Genomic DNA, 13,923 nt, shown 5'->3' with positions numbered 1-13,923 from the left:
CCATCTGGGCAACCAGCTATCAATTTAATAGCGCTGACCGGCCACCAGCAAAGCCAGCCGCACCAGGGCGTAGGCGACCCAGCCCTGCAGGCGCCGTCCGAGGGGGCGGTGGCTGTGGTCGGCCGGCTCCATGCGCCGGCCGTGGCTGACCATGGCTTCACGCAAAATGCCCGCCAGGCCTTCGGCGAAGGCCTTGTCTTCTACCACCACATTGGCTTCGCGCGCCAGCAGCAGGCTCAAGGGGTCGAGGTTGGAAGAGCCCACCGTCGCCCAGTGCCCGTCCACCACCGCCACCTTGGCGTGCAGGAAGCCTGCTTCGTATTCATGGATCTCCACACCCGCCGCCAGCAGCGCGCCGTAAACCGGGCGCGCCGCGTGGTACTGCATGAAGTATTCGTAGCGCCCCTGCAGCAGCAAGGTGACGCGTACCCCGCGTTTGGCCGCGCCGACGAGGGCTCGCCGCAGCTTGCCACCGGGCAGGAAGTAGGCGTTGGCAATGATGATTTCCTGGTGCGCCTTGCCGATGGCCTTGCGGTAGGCGCGCTCGATGCTGCTGCGGTTGCGCAGGTTGTCGCGCAGGATGAGCGCTGCCTTGGGTCCGCTGGCGCCCGCACCGTTGGCCGCGGCCAGCGGCGTGGTGCCGGTGCGCCCGCCGTAGCCCGCCTCCTTGAACTTCTCCCATGCGGCGGCCATGTGGCGCTGCCGCGCGCTGTAGCCGGCCTGCACGCGCCACCAGAGCAACGCCATGGCATCGGCCGCCTCCACGGCCAGGGGGCCGGTCACCACCACGGAAAAATCAACGCGCGGGGCCTGCAACTCGCCATGGTTGGGATCGTAAAAATCGTCAAGCACATTGATGCCGCCGCAAAACATCGTGTGCTGGTCCACCACGCAGAGCTTGCGGTGCAGCCTGCGCCACCGTTCGGGCACCAGCAGGCCGAGCCCGCTCAAGCCCGTGCCTAAGGGTGAGTACACACACCAGTCGACCTGGGCGGCCGCAAATTGATCGCGCCACTTTGCCGGCAAGGGGCTGGTGCCTATGCCATCAACCAGCACCTGCACCGTCACGCCGCGCCGGGCCGCGCGGATCAGCGCCTCGGCCACTTCGGCACCGGCACCGTGGAAATCAAAAATATAGGTTTCCAGCTGGATCCAGGTGTGCGCCGCGTCGAGGGCATTGATGAGCGCAGGAAAAAATTCCCGCCCGCCCTGGAGCAGTTGCAACGCACCGGACTTGTGGAGTGGAAACATGGCCGGCGGCTCTTTTCCTGGAAGTGGCGAGGGTGGCGGGAAGGTCCATCCCATTTGAACCGAGCGCCTCGTCTTTGCCAATCCGGTGGAACCCAAACTCACAAAGTGTTGCGCCTCTGCCCTGCGCTGCAGGATCAGTCGGTGAATTTCGGCAGGAGAAGCACAGCCTCAGCATTCGAAGGCGAGAAGCAAAGATCCGCCGCCGCGTGGTGCGGCAGCCATTGCGAGGCGATGTGCTCCCGAGGGTTGAGCTTCACCTCGCGCGCGTGAGGCAGGCACAGGCTAAAGACATGCTCGGTGTTGCGGGTGACGCCGGGCGCATAGCGATGGCGCCAGACCGGGTAGATCTCATACACATTCGCAAGACCCCAGTCGCGAAACTGTTCAGGCGCCGCATCTATGCCGGTTTCTTCCAGCACCTCACGCGCTGCGGTTTGCAACAAGGGTTCGTCCACCGCATCTTTGGAGCCGGTGACGCTTTGCCAGAAGCCGGGGTTGTCGGCGCGCTCGATCAGCAGCACATCGAGCTGCGGCGTGTGGATGACCACCAGCACGGATTCGGGGATCTTGAAAGGCTTCAAGGTGTCCCCTCCTCATCAGCGGGTGATATCCAGCGGCTGATCAGGCTGGTTGCGGATTGCGCAGGCGGATGTGGAGTTCGCGCAGTTGCTTTTCGTCGACCGGGCTTGGGGCATGCGTGAGCAAGTCCTGCGCGCGCTGCGTCTTGGGGAAAGCAATCACGTCGCGAATCGACTCGGCGCCGGTCATCATGGTGACGATGCGGTCCAGGCCGAAGGCCAGGCCGCCGTGCGGAGGCGCGCCGTACTGCAGCGCGTCCAGCAGGAAGCCAAACTTCTCTTGCGCCTCTTCAGGGCCGATCTTCAGCGCGCTGAACACCTTGCTCTGCACGTCGGCGCGGTGGATACGGACCGAGCCGCCGCCCAGCTCCCAGCCGTTGAGGACCATGTCGTAGGCCTTTGCGATGCAACGGCCCGGGTCGGTGTCCATCCAGTCTTCGTGCCCGTCTTTGGGGGCGGTGAAGGGATGGTGCACGGCGCTCCAGCGCTGGCCGTCTTCGTCGAACTCGAACATCGGGAAGTCGACCACCCACAGCGGTTTCCAGCCCTTGGTGAAGAGCCCGGTTTTTTTGCCGAACTCGCTGTGGCCGACTTTCAGGCGCAGCGCGCCTATGCTGTCGTTGACGATCTTGGCCTTGTCGGCGCCGAAGAAAATGATGTCGCCGTTTTGCGCGCCGGTGCGCTTGAGGATTTCGGTGAGGGCCGCATCATGGATGTTCTTGACGATGGGGCTTTGCAGGCCTTCGCGGCCCTTGCTCACGTCGTTGACCTTGATCCAGGCCAGGCCCTTGGCGCCGTAAATCTTGACGAACTCGGTGTAGCCGTCGATCTCGCCGCGGCTCATCTCGGAGCCGCCGGGCACGCGCAAGGCGACCACGCGGCCGCCGGCGGTGGTGGCAGGCGTGCTGAAGACCTTGAAGTCCACCGCCGCCATGACGTCGGTCAGCTCGGTGAACTCCAGGTTCACACGCAGGTCGGGTTTGTCGGAGCCGAAGCGGTGCATCGCGTCGGCGTAAGCCATGACGGGGAACTCGCCCAGGTCGGTGTTCAGCACGGTCTTGAAGATGTTGCTGATCATGCCCTGGAACATGTCGCGGATGTCCTGCTCGGCCATGAAGGACGTCTCGATATCGATCTGGGTGAATTCAGGCTGGCGGTCGGCGCGCAGGTCTTCGTCGCGAAAGCACTTGGTGATCTGGTAGTAGCGGTCGAAGCCCGCCACCATCAGCAACTGCTTGAACAGCTGCGGGCTTTGCGGCAGCGCGAAGAACATGCCTTCGTTGACGCGGCTGGGCACCAGGTAATCTCGCGCGCCTTCGGGCGTGCTCTTGGTCAGCATCGGGGTTTCGATGTCGATGAAGCCGTTGGCATCGAGGAACTTGCGCGTTTCCATCGCCACGCGGTAACGCAGCATCAGGTTGTTCTGCATGTAGGGGCGGCGCAGGTCCAGCACGCGGTGCGTGAGGCGGGTCGTCTCCGACAGGTTGTCGTCGTCCAGCTGGAACGGCGGCGTGACGCTGGGGTTCAGCACGATCAGTTCGTGGCACAGCACCTCGACCTTGCCGCTCTTGAGGTTGTCGTTGGTCGTGCCTTCCGGGCGGGCGCGCACCACGCCTTTGACCTGCACGCAGAATTCGTTGCGCACGCCTTCGGCGGTCTTGAACATGTCGGCGCGGTCCGGGTCGCAAACCACCTGCACATAGCCTTCGCGGTCACGCAGGTCGATGAAGATCACGCCGCCATGGTCGCGCCGGCGATTGACCCAGCCGCACAGGCTCACGGTTTGGCCCATGAGGCCCTCGGTCACCAGACCGCAATAGTTGGAACGCATTTGGGAAACGATGGCCATAAAAATTCTCGGACTTTCAGCGCCTCACGCGCGGGGTTTGCAGCTTGGCTGTTTAAAGAGGTGGGGTCAGGGGTGGCGGGACGGTTCGGGCAGGAACCACGACGCCCATCGAAATCACGTAGGTCAAGGCTTCATCGACGCTCATCCTGAGTTCAATGCAGTCGCTTTTCTTCAGCATGACGAAATAGCCGCCGGTCGGGTTGGGCGTGGTCGGCACGTAAACACTCAGGTATTCGCCCGGCAAGTGGTTGACCACATCGCCGCCGGGCGTGCCCGTGAGAAAGCCGATCGTCCAGACGCCTTCACGCGGCCATTGCACCAGCAGCGCCTTGCGAAAGGCGTTGCCGTTTTCCGAAAACACGGTGTCGGACACCTGCTTCACACTGGAATAGATGGAGCGCACGATGGGGATGCGGCTTAAAAAAGAATTGCCCCAGCGAACCAGTTTTTTGCCGAAGAAGTTGCTGGCGATGGCGCCCATCAGCAGCACGATGAGCAAGGTGAGCAGCACGCCAAAACCGGGGATATGAAAGCCCAGCAGCTTGTCCGGATGCCAGGAGCCCGGCAGGATCAGCAGAGTCTGGTCCAGCGTGCCGACGATCCAGTCGAGCACCCACAGCGTGATCGCCAGGGGCACCAGCACCAGCAGTCCGGCCAGAAGCCATCGGCGAATGGAAGCCATCACGAGGAGGTCTTGGAAGAGGAGTCGCCGCCAGACGCCTTGGCGGGCGCTGCCGGTGCGGGGGCGGGAGAAGGGGCTGCGGCTGTGCTGGCCGGTGCTGCTGCGGTGTCTGCAGGCTTGCTGTCGCCACCGCTGCCGCCCGATTCACCGCCGTCGGTCTTGGGTGCGGGCACTCCGGTGCTGTTACCGCCGCGGAAATCCGTCACGTACCAGCCGGAGCCCTTGAGCTGGAAGCCCGCAGCCGTGACCTGCTTTTTGAACGCGGGCTCACCGCATTGCGGACACACCGTGAGCGGTGCATCCGAGATTTTTTGCAGAACGTCCTTGGCATGCCCGCAGGACTCGCATTTGTAGGCGTAGATTGGCATAGTGCTTGAGACTTTGAGGGGGGCTTTGTCCGGACGTCGTCCGGAAATTTCCCCGGGAAATTGCCTGGAAAAGGCTTCCAGATGCAAAACCCTCAATTATAGGCCGTTGAAGGCCTTCCCTGCGGCTTCAGAAGACCCGGATTCGCAGGAAGAACTGCATCGCAATCAGGCCCAAAACAAAGCCCAAACCGCCGTAAATCAGGCTTTGCAACAGCTTGTTGGTGCGTTTTTGCTCGTACAGCAGTTCTTCAAGCTCCCGGCGGTTGATGCCGGGGGGCGACTTCAGGTATTGCGACAGCAGGCGCGGCAGGCCGGGCAGCAGCTTGGCGTAAGCGGGCGCTTCGGCCTTGAGCTGCGCCATCAGTTTTTCGGGGCCGACCTGCTCCAGCATCCATTTTTCGAGGAAGGGCTTGGCCGTGCTCCAGAGATCGAGGTCGGGGTCCAGTTCGCGGCCCAGGCCTTCGATATTGAGCAGGGTTTTTTGCAGCAGCACCAGTTGGGGCTGGATCTCGACGTGGAAACGGCGCGAGGTCTGGAACAGCCGCATCAGCACGAGGCCGAGGGAAATTTCCCGGAGGGGCCGGTCGAAATAAGGCTCGCAGCAGGCCCGGATGGCGGCTTCCAGCTCGTCGACCCGCGTTTCGGGCGGGACCCAGCCGGACTCGAGGTGCAGCTCGGCCACGCGTTTGTAGTCGCGCTGGAAAAACGCGCTGAAATTCTGCGCCAGGTATTCCTTGTCGACCTCGGTCAGGGTGCCCACGATCCCGAAATCCAGCGAGATATAGCGGCCGAAGGTCTCCGGCGCCAGGCTGACCTGGATGTTGCCCGGGTGCATGTCGGCATGGAAAAAACCGTCGCGGAACACCTGGGTGAAGAAAATCGTGACGCCGTCGCGCGCCAGCTTTTTCATGTCCACACCGGCGTCGCGCAGGCGCTGCACCTGGCTGATGGGAACACCCTTCATGCGTTCCATCACCATGACGTCGGGCATGCAGAAGTCCCAGACCATCTCGGGGATCATCACCAGGTCGAGATCCTGCATGTTGCGGCGGAGTTGCGCCGCGTTGGCCGCCTCGCGCAGCAGGTCCAGCTCATCGTGAAGGTATTTGTCGAACTCACCGACCACTTCGCGGGGCTTGAGCCGTTTGCCGTCGGCCGACGCGCCTTCCACCCAGCCGGCCATCATGTGCATCAGCGCCAGGTCTTTCTCGATGGCGGGCAGCATATTGGGCCGCAGCACCTTGACGGCCACCTCACGGCCATTGGGCAAGGTGGCGAAGTGGACCTGGGCAATCGAGGCGCTGGCCACCGGCGTGTGCTCGAAGCTTGCAAAAATCCGGTCCAGCGGCCGGCCGAAAGCTTTTTCGATGATGGCGACGGCGATCGCCGAATCGAAAGGCGGCACGCGGTCTTGCAGGCGCGCCAGCTCGTCGGCGATGTCGGGCGGCAGCAGGTCGCGGCGCGTCGACATGACCTGGCCGAACTTCACAAAAATCGGACCCAGCCCTTCAAGCGCTTCGCGCAGACGCTCACCGCGCGGCGCCTTCAGGTTGCGGCCGACGGAAACAATGCGGGTCAGCAGGCGTATCCAGGGTCGCTGGAAGCTGGACAGCACCAACTCGTCCAGGCCGAACCGAAGCACGGTCCAGACAATAAAAATACCCCGAAAGAGGCGGGTCATGCAGGCGCCTTCGCAGGCGCGGCGCCCTCACCTGGCACTGCGGGACCTGCCGGGGCCGATGCCGGGGGGTTGGCCACCGCAGAGGAGAAAGAGGCCGAAGGAGACAACGGTGTCTTTGCCAGGAACTGCTTGAGTCCTTCAAACAGCTTGCGTCCGATATCGGCCACCGTATGGGCGGGCGCATCGCCGATCAGGCGGGAGAGGTCCTCTTCTGCATCCCAGCGCAGGTTTTCTGCCAGCCAGCCAAGCTCGGCGGCCAGTTGCACATCGCCTTCGATCTTGACTGGCGGCGGCTTGCCGGCCATGACAGACTGCAAGGCGACCAACGGTGATTCGGTGGCCACTGCCAGTGAAAGATCAGGTTTGGCAGAAGGCGATGCGCGATCGACAAGCCCTGCCGGCGTCACCACCAGATCGATGGAGAAGAGACCCCACTGGAGATGAACCACACGCCCTTTTTGCCGCAGCAGCCGGTCTTGCGCCTGCTTTTCCTGCATCAGGACATGGTTGAGAAAAAGCACCAATCGCTGCTGCCCTTCATCCACCACCCAGGCAGGCGGCTGAAAGCGGGTGGCAATGGATTCCAGGAAAGCAAAGGGGGACGGGGTGGTATTCATACGTCTTCCGATTTTGACCGAAATATCGCCCCCACGGTCGCTCACTGCGTGTGGCTCCCTGCCCCCCGAGGGGGCCGCCCGCCCTGCGGCCTGGCAAAGCCAGTTCCGCGGGCTCATGCTGGGTTGGAGAATTCTTTGGGCACGACCCGTGCGGGGTATTCATCAGTGGGTGCAGCGGAACCGGCTTTGCCGGGCCGCAAGCACCGTCCCCTGCAAGGGGAAAAGGGCTACACGAAGTGAGGCCGATAGGGGTGTGCCAATTTTCCGGCTTTGCCAGCCCAAGGCGCCGCCCCCTTTTAAGGGGGGAGCAGGCTACACGAAGTGAGCCTGAACGGGGGTTATTGGAGAGCCTGTACGCCGGCCACCAGCCAGCCGCTGCCACCACTGCGGGGCTTGGTCATGTTCCAGACTTCGCGGAAGGGGCTGGCGCCTGCGGAGGCGTCTTCGCGGATCATGCCGGAGAACTCGACGCTGGCCATGTAGACGTCGCTCAGCTCTTCAATGCCGAGCAACTGGGCGTTCAGCATGACGACTTCGGTCTTGTTGACCACACCGCCGGTATGCGACTCGCGGTCGGCCAGCTGGGTCTTGATCTGCTCGAGCATGTCGTCCGTCATCATGGCGCGCAGGCTCTGGATGTCGGAGCGGTCCCAGGCATCCTGCAAAGTCACGAAGTTGGTTTTGCTGGCCTTGAGGAAGCCTTCCGCGTCAAAGCCGGCGGGGACACCCCAGGACTGCGCGCCCAGCAGGGCTGAGCCGATCATGGAGCCACCCGCGGCAGGTGCGGCTGCATCGTATTTGTTGGAATCAAAAGCCATGCTGCTGCGCTCCCACGGGCGCGCAGATGCGTCGTTGCCGACGTTTTCAGGGCTGTAGTTCTTGGGGGTGGTGGCGTTGCCGGCTCCCTGGAAGGCAAACGGCGTTTGCCCCGGCGCGGAACCTTGCGCGTTCGCCGCACCGCCCTTGAGCTTGCGCATGATGAAGCCGATCACCACCATGACCACCAGTGCCAGCAGGGCAAACATGATGATCTGGCCGAAAGCCTCACCCAAACCCAGCGAAGAAGCCAGCCAGGCCAGGCCCAGGCCCGCCGCCAGGCCGCCCAGCATGGCGCCCCAAGGCCTCTTGGGCGCAGCAGCCGCCGGCGTTGCCGCAGGCGCCGCCGGCTTGGCGGCCGAGTTGGTGCCGCCAGGCGCTGCTTCGCGCTTGGTCACGTTGGACGACTGCTTGCCGAATGAAGAACCACCGCCCAGGCGCTTGGCATCCGCCGCCGTGCCCGCCATGGCCAGGGTAATTGCGAGCGTCGCGGAAAAAATTGCCGACCAGATTTTCATACCGTCTCCTTTATCGCGGTTTTCAGGCCGCCTGACTTTTTCAATATCAATACTTTTCTCAACACTTGATTCCAACATGCAATGCCACTACGCCGCCCGTCATGTTGTGATAGTCCACATGGCCAAAACCACCTTTATGCATGAGGGCTTTCAATTCGTCCTGGCCCGGATGCATGCGGATCGACTCCGCGAGGTATTGGTAGCTTGAGTCGTCATTGGCCACCAGCTTACCGAGCCGGGGCAGTACCTTGAAGGAATACCAGTCGTAAATTTTTTCCAGCGGCTTGGCCACTTTGGAGAACTCCAGCACCAGCAACTTGCCGCCGGGCTTGAGCACACGGTTCATTTCACGCAGTGCGTCTTCCTTGTGCGTCATGTTGCGCAGGCCGAAGGCGACGGTCACCACGTCGAAGCTGGCATCGGGGAACGGCAGGTGTTCGGCGTCGCACACCAGCGTCGGCAGGCTGACGCCGGCGTCCAGCAGGCGATTGCGGCCTTCGCGCAGCATGGCTTCGTTGATGTCGGTGTGGACGACACGCCCGGTGCTGCCCACCTTGGGGGCAAAGGCCAGCGCCAGGTCGCCGGTGCCGCCGGCGATGTCCAGCACGTGGTGGCCTTCCTTGACGTTGGCGACCAGCACCGTGTAGGCCTTCCAGGCGCGGTGCAGGCCCATGGACATCAGGTCGTTCATCACGTCGTATTTGGGGGCGACGGAGTCAAACACGCTGCGCACGCGGCGTGCCTTGTCCTGTTCGTCGACGGATTCAAAACCGAAATGGGTACTGCTCATGCATCAATGCTAGAGGGCAAAGGCGCCATTGATCCCGACAACCCTGAGCTGACGCGGGGCATTGCGGGCTTATTGCCCGCTTTTATGCTGGAAAAACAACAGTGCGGCGATGCGGGCTTTTGGCCGCATCGGCGCGATGAGACGGCGGACTTCGCGCGCTCGCCGAATCAGTGGCTTGAGCAGCCGTGACCGCCGGCTACCGGCATCGCCGCATCGCGATCCACACCGGCCGCCTGCAGGCGCCGCTGGTACTCGTCCCAGAGCTGGGCCTGGTCGGCGCCCAGCTTGTAGAGGTAGTCCCACGAGAAGATCCCGGTGTCATGGCCGTCGGAAAACACCGGCTTGACTGCGTAATTGCCAATGGGCTCCAGCTCGACCACGGTCACTTCGCGCTTGCCGGTTTGCAGGATTTCCTGGCCCGGGCCGTGGCCCTGCACTTCTGCCGAGGGCGAATAGACACGCATCAGCTCAAACGGAATCCGGAACCCGGCGCCGTCGGAAAACGCGATTTCAAGAACGCGCGACTGGCTGTGAACCGTCAGCGCAGTGGGGGTGGGTGATCCGGGTTGAAGGCCTGCCATGGGGTTGTTGCTTTCTGGAAAGAAAAGGCCGGACGCGTCAAGCCTTCTTGAGAGTTCGGCATTTTGGCAATAAGCCCGTTGACATCGAAACGACGGCCGATCTAGACCAGCACCCGTTCGATGCCGCCGTGGTTGGCCGCTTCGACATACGTGGGCAGCCATTCCTTGCCGAGAATCTGGTTGGCCATTTCCACCACGATGTAGTCCGCCTCCAGCAGGCCGTTATTCAGGTCGTCGCCGTAGCGCGAGAGCCCCTGAAGGCAGCTCGGGCAGCTGGTGAGGATCTTGACGTTGCCGCTTTCGGCCACGGCGCCGGCCTGCCGCAAGGCGGCCTCGCCCTTGCGCAGTTCTTCTTCCTTGCGAAAGCGGATCTGCGTGGAGATGTCGGGCCGGGTGACGCCCAAGGTGCCGGATTCGCCGCAGCAGCGGTCGTTCTTGAGCACGTTGTCGCCCATCAGCGCCTTGACGGTCTTCATCGGCTCCTGCAGCTTCATCGGGCTGTGGCAGGGGTCGTGATAGAGGTAACCCGCGCCGGGCTGGTCGGTGCGCAGGGTGATGCCTTTTTCGAGCAGGTATTCGTGGATGTCGATGATGCGGCAGCCCGGGAATATCTTGTCGAACTCGTAGCCCTGCAGCTGGTCGTAGCAGGTGCCGCAGCTGACCACCACCGTCTTGATGTCCAGGTAGTTCAGCGTGTTGGCCACGCGATGGAACAGCACCCGGTTGTCGGTGATGATTTTTTCGGCCTTGTCGAACTGGCCGCTGCCGCGCTGCGGATAACCGCAGCACAGGTAACCCGGCGGCAGCACGGTCTGCACGCCCGCGTGCCAGAGCATGGCCTGCGTCGCCAGCCCCACCTGGCTGAAGAGGCGCTCGGAGCCGCAGCCGGGGAAATAAAACACGGCCTCGGTCTCGGACGTGGTGGTCTTGGGGTTGCGGATGATGGGAACGTAATCCTTGTCCTCGATGTCCAGCAGCGCGCGCGCGGTCTTCTTGGGCAGGCCGCCCGGCATCTTCTTGTTGATGAAGTGGATCACCTGTTCTTTCACGGGCGCCTTGCCGACGGTGGCCGGCGGCAGCGATGTCTGCTTGCGCGCCAGCCGGCGCATCAGGTCGTTGGCCAGGCGCTGCGCCTTGAAGCCCACGTCCACCATGGCGCCGCGCATGAACTTGATGGTCTGCGGGCTGGTGGCGTTCAGGAAAATCATGGCGGCGGCGTTGCCGGGCCTGAAGGACTTTTGCCCCATCTTGCGCAGCAGGTTGCGCATGTTCATCGAGACTTCGCCGAAGTCGATGTCCACCGGGCAAGGCGTCAGGCACTTGTGGCAGACCGTGCAGTGGTCAGCCACGTCCTCGAACTCTTCCCAGTGCTTGATGCTCACGCCGCGGCGGGTTTGCTCCTCGTACAGGAAAGCTTCGACCAGAAGCGAGGTGGCAAGAATCTTGTTGCGCGGGCTGTAGAGCAGGTTGGCGCGCGGCACGTGGGTGGCGCACACCGGTTTGCACTTGCCGCATCGCAGGCAGTCTTTCACGCTGTCGGCGATGGCGCCGATATCGGACTGCTGCATGATCAGCGACTCGTGCCCCATCAGGCCGAAGCTGGGTGTGTAGGCGTTGGTCAGGTCGGCGTGCAAAACTGATTTTTCAGTGTTTTTGGCCTGCAGCCCACGTCCTTCATGAGCATGTTGCTCCTGATTTCGTAGCAACTTGCCTTTGTTGAAGCGCCCTTCCGGATCCACCTTTTGTTTGTATTCGGTGAAGGGCCGCAGCTCTTCGTCGGTCAGGAATTCGAGCTTGGTGATGCCGATGCCGTGTTCGCCGGAGATCACGCCGTCCAGCGAGCGGGCCAGCACCATGATGCGCGCCACGGCCACATGCGCGGTCTGCAGCATCTCGTAATCGTCGCTGTTGACGGGCAGGTTGGTGTGCACATTACCGTCGCCGGCATGCATGTGCAGCGCCGCCCAGACGCGGCCCTTGAGCACGCGCTTGTGGATGGCATTGCATTCTTCAAGAATCGGCAAGAACGCGCCGCCCGAAAAAATCGCCTGCAGTTTGGCGCGGATATCGGTTTTCCAGCTGGCGCGCAGCGAGTGGTCCTGCAGCTGCGGGAACAGCGTTGCCACACCGGCCAGCCAGCCGGACCAGAGCGTACGCACCTCAGCGATCAGCGCCAGCGCCTGGCCCACGCGGTCTTCCAGCAGCTCGGCCGAGGGAATGTCGTTGGCATCGTCCGATTTGCCCAGCGGCAGGTTGCCCTTGAGGAAAAAAGCCTCCAGCTCGTCGCACAGGCGAATCTTGTTGGCCAGGCTGAGCTCGATATTGATCTGCTCGATGCCGTCGGTGTACTCGGCCATGCGGGGCAAAGGGATCACCACGTCTTCATTGATCTTGAAGGCGTTGGTGTGCTTGGAGATCGCCGCGGTGCGTTTGCGGTCCAGCCAGAATTTCTTGCGGGCATCGGGGCTGATGGCAATAAAACCTTCGCCGTGGCGCGAGTTGGCAATGCGCACGACTTCCGACGTGGCGCGCGCCACGGCATCGGCGTCGTCGCCCGCAATGTCGCCAAACAGCACCATCTTCGGCAGGCCGCCGTGCTTTTTCGATTTGGTCGCGTAGCCGACCGCCTTCAGGTAGCGGTCGTCCAGGTGCTCGAGACCCGCCAGGATGGCGCCGCCGCGCTTTTGCTCGGCGAACATGAAATCCTTGATCTCGACGATGCTGGGCACCGCGTCCTTGGCGTTGCCGAAGAACTCCAGGCAGACCGTGCGGGTGTGCGCCGGCATGCGGTGCACGATCCAGCGTGCGCTGGTGATGAGGCCGTCACAGCCTTCTTTCTGGATGCCGGGCAGGCCGCTCAGGAACTTGTCGGTGACGTCTTTGCCCAAGCCTTCCTTGCGGAAGGTCTTGCCGGGAATGTCCAGCCGCTCGGTGCGGATGGGGGTCTTGCCGTCGGCTTCGAAGTACTGCAGCTCAAAGCTGGCCATCTCGGCGTCGTGGATCTTGCCGAGGTTGTGGCCCACGCGCGTGACTTCCAGCCACTGGGCCTCGGGGGTGACCATGCGCCATGAAGCGAGGTTGTCCAGCGCAGTGCCCCATAGCACGGCCTTCTTGCCGCCCGCGTTCATCGCGATATTGCCGCCTATGCAGGAGGCTTCGGCAGAGGTCGGATCAACCGCGAAGACAAAACCGCCGCGTTCGGCGGCGTCGGCCACACGCTGGGTGACCACACCAGCCTCGGTCCACACGGTAGCCACCGGCTTTTCAACGCCCGGCAGCGAGACCATTTCGACCTCGGTCATGGCTTCGAGCTTTTCGGTGTTGATGACGGCCGACTTCCAGGTGAGCGGAATCGCCCCGCCGGTGTAACCGGTACCGCCGCCGCGCGGAACAATCGTCAGGCCCAGTTCGATACAGGCCTTGACCAGGCCGGCCATTTCGACTTCAGTGTCGGGCGTGAGCACCACAAACGGGTACTCGACACGCCAGTCGGTCGCATCGGTGACATGCGAGACGCGCGAAAGGCCGTCGAACTTGATGTTGTCTTTGAGCGTGAGCTTGCGCAGCTTGCGCTCGGTCAGGCGGCGCAGGTCGTAGATCTCGCTGAAGGAGGTGTAGAAGCGGGCGACGGCGCCGCGGGCCGCGTCCAGCAATTCGCCCACGATGGCGTCGCGCTGCGGGTCCACATCGGGCGTGCGGCGTTTTTCCACCTCGGTCAGGCGGTGCTGCAAGGCATCGACCAGCAGCTTGCGCCGCTTGGGGTTGTCCAGCAGGTCGTCCTGCAAATAGGGGTTGCGCTGCACGACCCAGACATCGCCCAGCACTTCGTACAGCATGCGGGCGGAGCGGCCGGTGCGGCGCTCGTCGCGCAGGCGGTTCAGCAGGTCCCAGGCGCGCTCGCCGAGCAGGCGGATGACGACTTCACGGTCGGAAAACGAGGTGTAGTTGTACGGAATCTCGCGAATGCGGGCTTCGCCGGTCTTGGCGTCATCGGCAAAGACGTTGAGTTCTTGAAGTGTAGTAGGGGCGTTCATCGTGAAAAGCCAGCGGCTTCGGACCTGTGTCCAGCGCTGTTGCCCTATATTACCGCAGCGCACCATTTGGGGCGCCCGGGGCACAAGGTGCCGCAACAGGTCATAAGTGCCCTTATGGAAATCCCGCTTGTCGGCAGTGCCGCAAAACGATTAAATCG

General features: G+C 62.9%; 11 protein-coding genes. All 11 read right to left on the bottom strand.

Annotation, left to right across the window (positions count from 1 at the left end; genetic code table 11):
- Positions 1-24: 24 nt before the first annotated feature.
- Positions 25-1,251, bottom strand: coding sequence for a cardiolipin synthase ClsB (gene clsB, locus DT070_RS10690; RefSeq protein WP_122955382.1), 1,227 nt, complete (start codon positions 1,249-1,251; stop codon positions 25-27).
- A 134-nt stretch (positions 1,252-1,385) separates the two neighbouring features.
- On the bottom strand, positions 1,386-1,832 hold the full coding sequence (gene nudB / locus DT070_RS10685) for a dihydroneopterin triphosphate diphosphatase (protein ID WP_122955381.1): 447 nt from the start codon (positions 1,830-1,832) through the stop codon (positions 1,386-1,388).
- A gap of 40 nt (positions 1,833-1,872) precedes the next feature.
- Positions 1,873-3,678: an aspartate--tRNA ligase gene (aspS, locus tag DT070_RS10680; RefSeq protein WP_122955380.1), complete on the bottom strand. Its 1,806-nt coding sequence runs from the start codon at positions 3,676-3,678 to the stop codon at positions 1,873-1,875.
- A 52-nt stretch (positions 3,679-3,730) separates the two neighbouring features.
- The gene (locus tag DT070_RS10675) at positions 3,731-4,360 is read right to left on the bottom strand and encodes a DUF502 domain-containing protein (RefSeq protein ID WP_122955379.1); all 630 of its coding nucleotides are present in this window, start codon (positions 4,358-4,360) and stop codon (positions 3,731-3,733) included.
- Positions 4,360-4,728 carry an FmdB family zinc ribbon protein gene (locus DT070_RS10670; RefSeq protein ID WP_122955378.1) on the bottom strand — a complete coding sequence of 123 codons (369 nt, stop codon included), beginning with the start codon at positions 4,726-4,728 and terminating at the stop codon, positions 4,360-4,362. The genes DT070_RS10675 and DT070_RS10670 overlap by 1 nt, the downstream gene beginning before the upstream one ends.
- A gap of 127 nt (positions 4,729-4,855) precedes the next feature.
- Complete coding sequence (gene ubiB, locus DT070_RS10665) at positions 4,856-6,409, bottom strand: ubiquinone biosynthesis regulatory protein kinase UbiB (protein WP_122955377.1); 1,554 nt, start codon at positions 6,407-6,409, stop codon at positions 4,856-4,858.
- Positions 6,406-7,026: a hypothetical protein gene (locus DT070_RS10660; protein WP_122955376.1), complete on the bottom strand. Its 621-nt coding sequence runs from the start codon at positions 7,024-7,026 to the stop codon at positions 6,406-6,408. Before DT070_RS10660 ends, ubiB begins: the two co-directional genes overlap by 4 nt.
- A gap of 338 nt (positions 7,027-7,364) precedes the next feature.
- Positions 7,365-8,360 (bottom strand): Tim44 domain-containing protein, encoded by a 996-nt coding sequence (locus DT070_RS10655; protein ID WP_122955375.1) that lies wholly within the window; start codon positions 8,358-8,360, stop codon positions 7,365-7,367.
- A 58-nt stretch (positions 8,361-8,418) separates the two neighbouring features.
- Positions 8,419-9,150, bottom strand: coding sequence for a bifunctional demethylmenaquinone methyltransferase/2-methoxy-6-polyprenyl-1,4-benzoquinol methylase UbiE (ubiE, locus tag DT070_RS10650; RefSeq protein WP_122955374.1), 732 nt, complete (start codon positions 9,148-9,150; stop codon positions 8,419-8,421).
- Between the two features lie 167 nt (positions 9,151-9,317).
- Positions 9,318-9,731, bottom strand: a complete 414-nt coding sequence (locus DT070_RS10640; protein ID WP_122955372.1) for a gamma-butyrobetaine hydroxylase-like domain-containing protein — start codon at positions 9,729-9,731, stop codon at positions 9,318-9,320.
- A gap of 101 nt (positions 9,732-9,832) precedes the next feature.
- On the bottom strand, positions 9,833-13,765 hold the full coding sequence (locus DT070_RS10635) for a DUF3683 domain-containing protein (protein WP_194965931.1): 3,933 nt from the start codon (positions 13,763-13,765) through the stop codon (positions 9,833-9,835).
- Positions 13,766-13,923: the final 158 nt, after the last annotated feature.

This window comes from Polaromonas sp. SP1 (assembly GCF_003711205.1).
Lineage (GTDB): Bacteria > Pseudomonadota > Gammaproteobacteria > Burkholderiales > Burkholderiaceae_C > Polaromonas.
Note: the sequence above shows the minus strand (reverse complement) of the source record. Positions and strands in the feature narration are given on the sequence as shown.

Coding starts and splice junctions, on each gene's coding strand:
- DT070_RS10655 (WP_122955375.1), bottom strand. CDS start 8,360: ATGAAAATCTGGTCGGCAATTTTTTCCGCGACGCTCGCAATTACCCTG.
- DT070_RS10675 (WP_122955379.1), bottom strand. CDS start 4,360: ATGGCTTCCATTCGCCGATGGCTTCTGGCCGGACTGCTGGTGCTGGTG.
- aspS (WP_122955380.1), bottom strand. CDS start 3,678: ATGGCCATCGTTTCCCAAATGCGTTCCAACTATTGCGGTCTGGTGACC.
- DT070_RS10660 (WP_122955376.1), bottom strand. CDS start 7,026: ATGAATACCACCCCGTCCCCCTTTGCTTTCCTGGAATCCATTGCCACC.
- clsB (WP_122955382.1), bottom strand. CDS start 1,251: ATGTTTCCACTCCACAAGTCCGGTGCGTTGCAACTGCTCCAGGGCGGG.
- DT070_RS10635 (WP_194965931.1), bottom strand. CDS start 13,765: ATGAACGCCCCTACTACACTTCAAGAACTCAACGTCTTTGCCGATGAC.
- DT070_RS10670 (WP_122955378.1), bottom strand. CDS start 4,728: ATGCCAATCTACGCCTACAAATGCGAGTCCTGCGGGCATGCCAAGGAC.
- DT070_RS10640 (WP_122955372.1), bottom strand. CDS start 9,731: ATGGCAGGCCTTCAACCCGGATCACCCACCCCCACTGCGCTGACGGTT.
- ubiE (WP_122955374.1), bottom strand. CDS start 9,150: ATGAGCAGTACCCATTTCGGTTTTGAATCCGTCGACGAACAGGACAAG.
- ubiB (WP_122955377.1), bottom strand. CDS start 6,409: ATGACCCGCCTCTTTCGGGGTATTTTTATTGTCTGGACCGTGCTTCGG.